Source organism: Vibrio qingdaonensis, assembly GCF_026191675.1.
Classification (GTDB): domain Bacteria; phylum Pseudomonadota; class Gammaproteobacteria; order Enterobacterales; family Vibrionaceae; genus Vibrio; species Vibrio qingdaonensis.
Genome location: NZ_JAKRRY010000004.1, coordinates 25,539 through 37,472 on the forward strand (window position 1 = coordinate 25,539; position 11,934 = coordinate 37,472).

Genomic DNA, 11,934 nt, shown 5'->3' on the forward strand with positions numbered 1-11,934 from the left:
TATTTTTAAGGGATGAAGATGAAAAAATTGTCAGGCTTAATTGCTGCACCTCATACGCCGTTTGATTCTGCAAATCGCGTGAATCTTGGGGCGATTGATCAGATAGCGGCACACCTTATTGAACAGGGCGTTACTGGCGCATACATTTGTGGAACCACAGGTGAAGGGATCCACTGCTCGGTCGAAGAGCGAAAAATCATTGCCAAGCGCTGGGAGAAAGCGGCGGATGGTCAGTTAGATCTAATTGTACATACCGGGGCGTTGAGCATTGTTGATACATTAGAATTGACTCGCCATGCCGACACGCTTGATATCCTAGCGACATCTGCCATTGGCCCCTGCTTTTTTAAGCCGGGTAATGTAGAGGATTTGGTTGAATATTGTGCTCAAGTTGCGGCGGCTGCACCGTCGAAGGGCTTCTATTATTATCATTCTGGCATGTCCGGGGTGAATGTTGATTTAGAGCAATTCCTCATTCAAGGAAATGAACGCATTCCTAATCTGTCTGGCGCTAAGTTCAATCATAGTGACCTTTATGAGTATCAACGTTGCGTGCGTGTGGCTGGTGGGAAATTTGACGTACCGTTTGGAGTTGATGAGTTCTTGCCTGCCGGTCTAGCGGTTGGGGCAGTGAGCGCGGTGGGTAGCACTTATAACTACGCAGCGCCTTTATATTTAGCGATCATTGAAGCGTTTAATCGTGGTGATCAAGCTCAGGTTAGCGCTCTAATGGATAAGGTTATCGCCATTATTCGGGTATTAGTTGAGTACGGTGGTGTCGCTGCAGGTAAAGCGGCCATGGCGTTACATGGTATTGATGTTGGTGATCCTCGTTTGCCTATTCGCGCTTTAACGACAACACAGAAAGCCGATGTTATAGCAAAAATGCGAGATGCTGATTTCTTATAAACCCCGTTTTCTAAGAATTTAAGTCTGTACTGAGCGATACAAAGAGGGGCATCGTTCCACGGAAAATCCCCTTTTTGTATGGTTTCCAACCATTAAATTGCAGCTTTATTTGTTGAATCTACTAATTTACTGCTTAAATACTTAGGGCTATGTCATTGTTTTCCTGAGTCTGCTATTTTTACGCTAGCAGAAGCTATGCCAACATGAGAAAGAGGCTATTGTGAATTCGCCTAAAAACCTTTTAGTCAGGATGCGCTCTAATATTGAGCCGTTGAGTAAAAAACTAAGAATCGTCGCTGATTACATCATAGAAAATGCGCATGACGTGCAGTTTCAAACGATCACCGATCTTGCCAAGAATACTCAAACCAGTGAAGCGACAGTAGTCCGGCTGTGCCGTGATATGGGGTACAAAGGGTATTCTGATTTTCGTATGGCGCTTGCGATAGATTTAAGCCAAACCGCGACGCGCAATGCCCCCATCGTTGATGGAGACGTATGCGATGTGTCTGCTCAAAATGCGGTAGCAAGTTTACAAGATACCGCCAAGCTCATAGATAGAAAATCATTAGACCGAATCTGTACCCTTGTTCATAAAGCCAGTTTTATTAGCTGTGTAGGGGTCGGCGCATCGAGTATTGTAGGGCGTTACTTGTCATTTCGATTACTAAGAATTGGCAAAAAGGTCACTATGTATGAAGATACTCATCTTGCAGCGATGAACGCCGTTCGCTGTAGTGAGGGCGATTTATGGATATCGGTGTCCAGTTCGGGTTCAACCAAAGAAGTGGTCCATGCCGCCACGCAAGCCTACAAACGCAATATCCCAGTGATTGCGTTAACGAATATTAGTCATAGCCCATTATCGGCTATTTCGAGCGAAATGTTGGTTGCCGCAAGGCCAGAAGGCCCCTTGACTGGCGGCGCTTTTGCGTCAAAAGTGGGCGCATTGTTGCTGGTGGATGTGTTAGTCAATAAGCTTCTTGAAACCTACCCTGAATACTCAGAATCCGTACAAGAAACTGCGGAAGTGGTTATGCCTCTAATGACGAGTTAGTACTCTGATTATATAAATTTAATAAGCTCGCTTCGGCGGGCTTTTCTTTTATGTCCCACTTGGTTTACACCTTCACCGCCAAAATTCTTGCTATTTTCAGTAAAGATTATTTTTTTGTTAAATTGATCTTGTAAAAATTATTTTTTTTGATCAATACTATGTATGAAAATTAAACAAACGACGTTCATGTTGGCTGGAGCGTTGTTGGCATCATGGTATAAATAAAAGGAATAATTAGAATGGACAATCTCACTAAACGCCGTGCCCGAATCCCGGCTCTCGCAACTTCACTCCTTGGTAGTCTCACACTTTTATGTAGCGCATCGCTATATGCCAACCAGCAATGGCCGGATCTGCCGGTTGGTTTTAAAAGTGGCGTCGGTGTCCAGGTTGACAACAAGCTTTACGTCGGACTTGGCTCAGCAGGTAAAGGATTTTATATGCTTGACCTTGATAATGTATCGCAAGGTTGGAGAGAACAAGCGACGTTTACAGGCCCTTCTCGTAGTGGTGCAACCGCGACAGTCGTTGATAACAATATTTATATATTTGGTGGCTCAGGAAAGCAAAGTGTTAACGATGCTGCTCCTGTTTTGTTTGATACGGTGTACCGCTATGACATTAAGAGCAATGAGTGGTCGCAGGTTGAGACGCAAACTCCAGTCGGCCTATTGGGAGCAGCGTCTTATTCTCCCGATGGGAAGCAGGTGCTGTTTTTTGGCGGTTACAACAAGGGTTACTTTGACCAATATCTTTCAGACATTAACGCAACCGATAAGAAAACACAGCCTAAAAAGTGGCAGAAAATTGTTGATGATTACATGGGAATGAAGCCGCTAGATTATAAATGGAATCAGAATGTGTTGAGCTACTCTCCCCAAACTGGACGTTGGGATGACTTAGGGGCTTCACCGTTTATTCCTAATTGTGGCTCTGCCATTGTAACGAAAGGGCCAATGGCAACATTAATCAGCGGTGAAATTAAACCGGGGCTGAGAACGGCTGAGGTGAAACAATTCCAGTTTGGCGCAGAGCAACCATGGGTAAGTTTGCATGATCTTCCTCAACCTACAGGCCAGGGTGTGCAAGAAGGGGTAGCAGGGGCATACGCAGGTGAAAGTAATGGTGCCATGATTGTGGCTGGCGGGGCGAATTTCCACGGAGCCAAAGGTGCGTTTGAGCAAGGTAACATGTTTGCCCATAACGGATTTGGCAAAGCATTTAACCGAGAAACCTACGTGCTCTCTAATGGGCTCTGGTCACAATCGACAAGTTTACCGCACGGTCTGGCTTATGGTGCGTCATTTACCACTGATAAAGGCGTATTAGTCATTGGGGGAGAAGATCAGCAACGTGAGGCTCGTAAAGAAGTGTACTTACTGTCTTGGGATGGTAAATCGGTTCAAGTGACGAATTAGGAGCGCACCATGACTCTGTCAATAACCGCTTATCCTGATTTTCCCATCGCTATAAAAAATGGTGTCGCGGCGCGTGTTGGTCAGCGAGTCTTTGCTGGGCTAGGAAGTGCGGGAACGCAACTTTTTTATTTAGATTTAGAGACGTTGCATCAAGGCTGGCAGCCGTTGCCCACCTTTCCTGCTTCAGAGCGAAACGACGCAGTTATGGTGGCGACCGAACACCGTATTTGGGTATTTTCTGGTGCCGGATTAGCCGAAAACAGCTTTACAACTCAAGTGCTGACGGATGGATATTATTTAGAAGTTGGTGCATCCGTTGCCTTTGAAGAAAGTCAGTGGCTTAGAGCGTCTTCAGATACCCCTATTGGATTGCTAGGTGCTAATGCCTGTGAGATTAGTCCTGACAAAATCGCATTTTTTGGCGGCTATAACAAACCGTTGTTTGATGATTTTGTTCGGCGGTTATCTTTAATCGATTCGCAGGAAGATCCCGTTAAACATCAAGAGACGTTAGTCGAATACATGTCAATGGCACCAGAAGATTACCAATGGAATCAGGATGTGTGGTTGTTCGACTGCCAAACTCAAACGTGGCAAGTCTTAATGAAAAATCCATACCCCGCTAATTGCGGTGCCAGTTTGATTCATGATGGGCATAAGGTGGTTTTAATTGAAGGCGAAGTGAAACCAGGGCTACGCAGCACTCAAGTTAAACAGTTCACGTTCCATCCTCGCCATCCAGTCGTTAGCCATTTATTGCCCTGTATTCAGCAGTCGTTTCCGAAACATGAAGGTGTAGCGGGTGCTTTTTCCGGACTAACAATTTCTGGGTATTTAGTGGCGGGTGGCGCTTACTTTATTGGTAGTCAACAAAGGGCGAAAGAGAAGCAGTGGTATACCCATCAGGGGTTAACCAAGACCTATTGCGACGATGTGTGGTTATTTTCTGCTAGGCAATGGCAGCGCATAGGCCGGTTGCCCCGTGCATGTGCATACGGGATGAGTGTCTCGACAGATCTGGGTATGTTAGTTATCGGGGGAGAAGACGGTAAGGGGCATGCGTCGACGCAATGTGCGCTTTTGCAAGTCGTTAAGTAAGTCGAGAGTTATTGCCAACAATATTTAAACGATAAACACTTTGTGAGTATCCTCACGGGATACTCGATGTCTGTGGTGGTGCGTGTCGTTTTCTGTATCAACAAGGAGAAAGACAGTGCAAGAATTTATAAAGTCAATAAAAGGGATGACAGATTTAATGAAAGTGGCGTGGCTGGCATCGTTGCTGTTTACGCTATTACTAATGACGTCACCAGCGAATGCTATCGCCCCAAATATTCGAGATGTGGTGGTTTTTAAAGGGGGAGAAGGAGGCAGCAGCCATTTTAGAATACCATCAATGATCGTCGCTGCTGATGGTTCACTCGTGGCGTTTGCCGAAGGTCGCGGTACATCTGGGGATCCGGGCAATGGCGTAGCGACCAGTATAAAAAGCCGACGTTCAGTGGATAACGGTCAAACATGGTCCGCTTATCAGGCGATCCATGAAGTGTCTGGTCAGGCGTTTTCTGATCCTAGACCTATTTTAGATTCCACTTCAGGGCGGTTGTTTGTTTTTTATACGCAGTGGGATATCGATTGCGCTCAAAATGGCAACTGCGTGCCGTTTGATGACCCCAACCATAAATTGCTTTATCGCGTGAGTGATGATCATGGTCAGACGTGGTCTACCGCGACGGATGTGTTGGACCAAGTTCGCGATGTGAACTGGTTTGCTAACGGAGATGCGGCTATTAATGGTAGAGCAACATGGTCACTAACACCGGCATCGAGTGTCATTACCCAAGCAAACAGCAACGGTTGGGAGTTAGGGTGGCAGTCAAGAGTGGCAAATGGCTCTTGTAACGTTCAATACTACGGTAATGGTAATACGCGATTTTTGGTTGATTTAGTCGTGAACGAGGACAAGTCAGTCAAAGCGGTGTTGTACGCGAATGGTCAAAATCTCGAGTACCCGTTAGGTTTCGATATTGGTGGTTACCATGATTATCGTATTACTGGCGATGGAACTCATGCGAGTTTCTATGTCGATGGTACGTTAATTGCCAGCCAATGGGCTGGACAATCACACAGCTCGAAAACAGTCACGTGGGGGAATGGCTGTTCTTCCACGCAAGGAAGTTCAGCGTATAAATCGGTTTCATTCACCGTGGCGAATGTATTACAGGGTGATTTTAATGCCACTTTAATGCGACGTGAAAATGGCAATGTGGTTAATCATCCAGGTGAGCAGGGGTGGACTAAAACAGGTGCAAGCGGTGGGAAAGGTGATCCTGGATGGAAGAGCATTAACGCCGGACCGGGTCAGGGTATTCAATTAACGTCAGGTCGGTTGATTTTCCCGGCGATTGTTTTGGATGCGTTTTCGCACCTTTCAGTGGTGTCTATATACAGTGATGACCATGGCGTAACTTGGCATGCAGGACAGCAAACCCCGACCTATGCCCAAGAACCAAGTGAAGCAGATATGGTGCAGCTTAATGATGGACGGTTGCTCATGTCTGCTCGTAACGATGGCGTCACTGGGACAGGTAACTTTAATCGATATCACTATATTAGTGAAGACGATGGCGTGAGTTGGGTTGAGGTTGTCGAATCTCGTCACTCAGTCAATGGCTCGATATTCTTCAAGTTGGATCAAGTGGATATTGGTCTAGTTCGGTACGGAGATAATCGAGTGCTTATGTCTGGCCCACAAGGGAACGGAGCAATCAGTTCTGATAGAAACGATCTAGCAATATGGAGCGCAATAGATAACGGTAGTGGTGTTTACGATTTCACGCAGCGTACTCAATTTAGAGATGGCTATAGTGCCTATTCAGATATTGTTGTCTTAAAAGATCAAGGCGTGAATGGTAATGAAACCTTAGGGGTTATTTATGAAGCGGCATCCAGTACCGAAATTCGAGTGATGATTATTGACATTGATTCGGTAAATTAACTTAGAATATTAGGAATCTGGGAGTAAGGTAATTGTTACCAGCAAGACCAGACTGGTAAAAAAGAGGTCCCGGTACTGCGTAGTATCGGGACCTAGTTTTTATAACCTTTGGGTAGTGTTGGAATCAAATATTGAACAGCGTGCGGCGTCGACTTTTACGGTAATGTTTTCCCCGGCATGAATTTCAAATTCTGTGGTTGTGCGATGAGATAACGTATGTTCACTGTCAAATCTTGACCACACGAGAGTATCTGAACCCATTGGCTCAACCAGTTCGATAACGCCCGTTAGGCTGTTTTCGTCATCATCTTTGGTTAACGATGTGAACAAGTGTTCTGGGCGCATGCCGAGTGTGACAGGCATGCCATCAATCGCTGGTGATTTAAACGGATAGTCGGTGACATTAAGCGACAGCTGATGGGATTGAAAATACGTGCTTTGACCTTTGATCTTCAATTGCCCCTCAACACAGTTCATCGCTGGAGACCCTAAGAATGTTGCCACAAAAAGATTGGCCGGTTTATTGTAAACATTATGTGGTGTATCAAGTTGTTGAATGATGCCATCTTTCATGACGGCAATACGATCCGCTAAAGTTAGCGCCTCAATTTGGTCATGAGTGACGTAAATCATGGTTGATTTCAAGGTACGGTGAAGTTTCTTGATTTCAAGCCTGAGCTCTGCTCGAAGTTTTGCATCTAAATTGGAAAGAGGTTCATCGAATAAATATATGTCGGCATCACGGACGAGTGCACGACCAATCGCAACCCGTTGTCGTTGCCCACCAGAAAGCGCTGATGGCTTACGGTCGAGTAATGCTTCGAGTTGCAATAATTTAGCCGCCCATTGTACTTTTTTGGCGATAATATCTTTATCAACACCTGCAATACGAAGCCCAAAAGACATGTTCTTCTCAACCGACATTGTTGGGTAAAGTGCGTAGGACTGAAAGACCATACCGATGCCACGATCCTTGGGATCCGTCCATGTCACATCTTTTCCATCAAATGAGATACTCCCACCACTGGAGTCGATCAGTCCGCCAATTGCATTGAGTAAGGTGGACTTTCCACACCCTGATGGCCCGAGAAGAACGAGAAACTCGCCATCATTGATATATAGGTCTAATTGTTTTACTACTTTGGTGCTCTCGTAGCTGATATCAAGCTTATTAATATTGACTATACCCATGATGATTATCCTTTTACTGCACCAGAAGCGATGCCTCTGACAAACCAACGTCCCGATGCCACATAGATGATCAGAGGAACAAGAGAAGTAAGAATGGTAGCGGCCATGTTGACGTTGTATGCACGCTCACCGGTTGTGGTGTTTACTATGTTATTAAGCTGTACTGTCATTGGTAAGTTCTCGGTACCAGCGAAAACCAAACCAATTAAGAAATCATTCCAAATATTGGTTACCTGCATAATCACGGCCACGATGATAATAGGCACAGACATAGGCAGCATGATGGCAAAAAACACTTTGAAGAAACCTGCGCCATCGATTCGGGCAGCGTTAAACAATTCCAAGGGGAGTGTGCTGTAATAATTACGAAATAGTAGCGTCATTATTGGCATACCAAAAATAACATGCGATACCACAACGCCAGTAAGTGTGCCATAGATACCTAAATCCGCGTAGACGCGGATAAGCGGGTAAATAAAAACTTGGTAGGGAATAAATGCTCCAAGTAGTAAACAAGCAAATAAAAGGTTAGCGCCTTTTATTCGCCAAAAGGAAAGCGCATAGCCGTTAACCGCGCCAAACAGAACAGAAATGATCACACTTGGTATCAAAATTTTAACTGAGTTCCAAAAGCCAACTTGCAAACCATTGCATTCGAGTCCAGTACACGCGCTACTCCAAGCGACTTTCCATGAGTCGAAAGACAGTTGCTGGGGCAGGGCAAAAATACTGCTCATACGAATTTCATCGAGTTCTTTAAATGAAGTCACAACCATGACATAGAGTGGCAGTAAGAAAAACAGTGCTGTTATGATCAAAAAGCCGTAAATGCCGACCCGTCCCCAACGTGCTCTTGGTGACATTGGACGTTTAGTGACGGCTGGCGTCATTGTAGGTGAGAGAGTATTCATAGCCTACCTACCTTGTTTCTTGATGTAATTGGTATAAATGAACGGTGCGATAAGACACAGAACGGTGGTGAGCATCACAGTTGATGCTGCGGTGGCAATGCCGATGTTGGCTCTTTCAAAAAGGTTATCCATTATGAACTTTGCTGGTACTTCGCTTGCGACACCTGGCCCACCAAGTGTCATTGCTACCACCACGTCATACATTTTGATAATGCTGATAGAAAGCAGTACGACGGTGGTGATAATCATTGGACGAAGCATGGGCAATATAATGCTGACATAGACGCGCCATGTCGGAATGCCATCGATTTTGGTCGCTTTCCAAAGGTCTTCATCAATACCGCGAAGTCCAGCAAGTAACAATGCCATAACCAGACCAGAGCCTTGCCAGACGGCAGCGATAATAACGGTATAGAGCACCATGTCTGGATTCACGATCCAATCAAAAGTAAACGACTCCCAACCTAGACTGCGCATTGCACTTTGAATTCCTAGCTGTGGATTGAAAATCCACTGCCACACTAAGCCAGTTACGATAAAAGACATGGCATAAGGGAAAAGAAAGATGGTCCTAAAAAAGCTTTCCGCTTTGATTTTTTGGTCGATAAATATGGAGAGTAAAAACCCAAGAACAAAACAAATAGCCAAAAATAAAAAGGCAATAATGAGTAGGTTTTCGAGCGACGTTACCCAGCGTGATGTTTCGAATAAGCGTTCATATTGAGATAATCCGACGAAGTCATACTTAGGTAACATTCTGGAGCTGGTAAACGATAATCTCACCGACCAAAACATCGTGCCCATGTAAGCCACAATAACGGTAAACGCCATTGGAAGGATGGCTACATAAGCTAGCGTGTTTCTTCTAATATGCCGTTTAATGGCGACTAGATCCATAGGGGATCTCCCGTGTTAATTGGATACAGAAAAAGGCATCAGCAGCATAGCCGTTGATGCCTGTCAGGTTAGTCTCTTAGTGCGCGCTCAAAGACAGTGACGGCTTGAGCTGTGGTGATATTTGGAGAGTTCCAAACTTCGGTCACGGCGTCCTTTAATGAACCATAGAGGTATTCTTCCATCAACATGGAGCCATCAGGAATCTGACGCTCTGCAACTTTTAAAATGGCCGCGCCTTTTTGTGCACAAATGTCCATGGAAGACACATCGATGTCCGTTCTAACTGGGACAGACCCTTTTAAGTTGTTAAATTCCACTTGGGTTTCAGGCTTCAGCATGGATTCGACAAGACTTTGTTGAGCCGCAATTTGTTCTTTATCGTTGGTTTTAGGAAAGACAAAGACGTCGCCACCAACAATATAAAGAGAATCATCGCCTAAACCAGGAAAACAACCATAGTCTTGACCCGGAATTTTTTTCGCTTGGGTGAATTCGCCTTTTGCCCAATCTCCCATCACCTGAATACCGGCTTTGTCGTTGATCACTAAGCTGGTGGTATCGTTCCAGTTACGGCCTGGTGAGCCAGTATCTACGTATGGTTTGAGTTTTAAAAATGTGTCTACTACGGCTTTGAATTCATCAGAGTTCAACGTCTTCGAGTCTCTTTTACCCAAAGCGTCAAGATAGAGTTGTTTACCGCCAATATTACTCAGTACGGTGGCGAATAAGAGGTTTTCTTGCCAGTTTTGTCCGCCTAGTGCGAGGGGGATATAGCCGGCAGCTTTTAATTTGTCTAATGCAGTAAACAGCTCTTCTGGAGTCTGCGGCTCTTGCTGAATGCCTGCTTTATCAAATGCTTCTTTGGAATACCAGAACCAACCAGGCATATGAATATTGACAGGGGCTGCGTAAAAGTGACCATTGACTTTGATGGCATCTAGCGTTGGCTGTGGCAGGATTTGGTCCCAATTATTGGCTTTGGCGACCGCATCGATATTATTGAGCATATCCTCGGCGATCATCTCATGATATTGCTGCGAGGTATTAAACAGTGCGGCTGTCGTAGGCGAGCCACCAATCATACGGTTAATAGCAGCAGAGCGAGCGTTTGAGCCACCAGCTACAGCACTGTCTTTCCAAGCGCCTCCATCGGCTTCATAAGCCTCCGCTAATACTTTTATCGCAGCGGATTCTCCGCCAGATGTCCACCAGTGCATAACTTCAGCTTCTTCTTTGGCAAAAGCAGGTGAGACGGAAATGGCGATGGCAGCAGCGAGTGTCACGTTCTTGATCATGAGAATACCCTTTCGTTAATTTGTTATTGTTCCTAAGTAGTATTTCTTTAATGGAATCGATTCCAATTGCTATTTTATATCGCTTCTTTATTTCTAGATCTAGAAACTTTTTGAGTAATTTATAAACATGAGAATTACGTCACGAATTTTACGACTTTGTATGATACGTGTAAAAAATGGTGTCTAAAGTGATGAAAGTTAACTAATATGGAGCAAGTATAAACGTGAGTAGCTCATAAGGTAATGTTCAATGGCGACGATAAAAGATGTAGCGAAATTAGCAGGAGTAGGTGTTGGAACTGTTTCCAGATATCTGTCGGGTAACGCCTCGATTTCGCAAAAAACAATGGATAAAGTCGCGACAGCGATGGCAGAACTTAATTATCGCCCCAACAGTATGGCGCGTTCATTGTCATCTAAGAAGTCGAACATTATTGGTCTTTGGGTTCCCTCATTTTCTGGTTCGTTTCATCGAAAAATGTTGCAAACAATAGAAAGGGAATTACGCAAGCGTGACAAACACATCATTCTAGCGAATGCGGAGGATGCGACTACGGATGAAGAGCGGATAGCATGTTTAGACTACCTCATAGAACGTGATTGTGACGGAATACTGATGTCATGCCCGGAGTTGTCAGTGATTGAATTGGCGAAAATTGAAGCACGTTATCCAAAAGTGGTGTTTATTAATCGTGATATCGAAGAATTGAGTCAAAAAACGTTTAGCGCAGACCATTATCAAGGCGGAAAGCTCGCTGCCCAACATCTTGTTGCGCTTGGGCATAGAGATATTGCAGTGGTAAGTGGAAGAATGAGTGCACAGGATGCGAAGAAGCGCCATCAGGGTTTTGTGGATGAGCTGAAATTATCGGGTATTGAAATTGATGATGATTTGGTCGAGTCAGGTGGCTATAGCTTTGAGCAAGGTGCGCTCGCGACCCAACGTTTGTTGCATAAAGATAAACCATTTACCGCCATATTTTGTGGTAACGATAACAGCGCGATGGCGGCGATGGCAACGTTGCATCGTGAAGGACTATGTGTTGGTGAGGACGTTTCAGTCGTAGGGTATGACGATATCGATATATCAAGTTATACCTCTCCGGCAATGACCAGCATTCATGTACCACTTGAAGAAATATCCCGTAATGCTTGCCATCAATTATTGAATTTATGTTACGACGAACAACTGCCTATAGAGCACAGTTTTGAACCCACTTTAACGATTAGAAAATCAACGGGCATTGTGAGGAAGTAA

The 11,934-nt window shown here is 44.8% G+C and carries 10 protein-coding genes; 6 read left to right on the forward strand and 4 right to left on the reverse strand.

From position 1 onward, the window contains the following. The first annotated feature begins 18 nt into the window (after positions 1-18). From MD535_RS05025 to MD535_RS05045, 5 genes are all read left to right on the forward strand, one after another. On the forward strand, positions 19-909 hold the full coding sequence (locus tag MD535_RS05025) for a dihydrodipicolinate synthase family protein (RefSeq protein ID WP_265673837.1): 891 nt from the start codon (positions 19-21) through the stop codon (positions 907-909). Between the two features lie 220 nt (positions 910-1,129). Continuing rightward, positions 1,130-1,966 (forward strand): MurR/RpiR family transcriptional regulator, encoded by an 837-nt coding sequence (locus MD535_RS05030; protein ID WP_265673838.1) that lies wholly within the window; start codon positions 1,130-1,132, stop codon positions 1,964-1,966. A gap of 239 nt (positions 1,967-2,205) precedes the next feature. Then, the gene (locus tag MD535_RS05035) at positions 2,206-3,384 is read left to right on the forward strand and encodes an N-acetylneuraminate epimerase (protein WP_265673839.1); all 1,179 of its coding nucleotides are present in this window, start codon (positions 2,206-2,208) and stop codon (positions 3,382-3,384) included. A gap of 9 nt (positions 3,385-3,393) precedes the next feature. Continuing rightward, complete coding sequence (locus MD535_RS05040; RefSeq protein ID WP_265673840.1) at positions 3,394-4,482, forward strand: YjhT family mutarotase; 1,089 nt, start codon at positions 3,394-3,396, stop codon at positions 4,480-4,482. A gap of 115 nt (positions 4,483-4,597) precedes the next feature. After that, complete coding sequence (locus MD535_RS05045) at positions 4,598-6,382, forward strand: exo-alpha-sialidase (protein ID WP_265673841.1); 1,785 nt, start codon at positions 4,598-4,600, stop codon at positions 6,380-6,382. 99 nt (positions 6,383-6,481) lie between these two features. On the opposite strand, the gene MD535_RS05050 is transcribed toward MD535_RS05045, so the two are convergent. From MD535_RS05050 to MD535_RS05065, 4 genes are all read right to left on the reverse strand, one after another. Beyond that, the gene (locus tag MD535_RS05050) at positions 6,482-7,573 is read right to left on the reverse strand and encodes an ABC transporter ATP-binding protein (protein ID WP_265673842.1); all 1,092 of its coding nucleotides are present in this window, start codon (positions 7,571-7,573) and stop codon (positions 6,482-6,484) included. A 5-nt stretch (positions 7,574-7,578) separates the two neighbouring features. After that, positions 7,579-8,436, reverse strand: a complete 858-nt coding sequence (locus MD535_RS05055) for a carbohydrate ABC transporter permease (protein ID WP_265673926.1) — start codon at positions 8,434-8,436, stop codon at positions 7,579-7,581. A gap of 51 nt (positions 8,437-8,487) precedes the next feature. Then, positions 8,488-9,381, reverse strand: a complete 894-nt coding sequence (locus MD535_RS05060) for a carbohydrate ABC transporter permease (RefSeq protein ID WP_265673843.1) — start codon at positions 9,379-9,381, stop codon at positions 8,488-8,490. Positions 9,382-9,449: 68 nt separating this feature from the next. After that, positions 9,450-10,676: an ABC transporter substrate-binding protein gene (locus MD535_RS05065; protein WP_265673844.1), complete on the reverse strand. Its 1,227-nt coding sequence runs from the start codon at positions 10,674-10,676 to the stop codon at positions 9,450-9,452. Positions 10,677-10,926: 250 nt separating this feature from the next. Here MD535_RS05065 and MD535_RS05070 point away from each other — a divergent pair, with 250 nt between their 5' ends. Continuing rightward, positions 10,927-11,934, forward strand: coding sequence for a LacI family DNA-binding transcriptional regulator (locus MD535_RS05070; protein ID WP_265673845.1), 1,008 nt, complete (start codon positions 10,927-10,929; stop codon positions 11,932-11,934).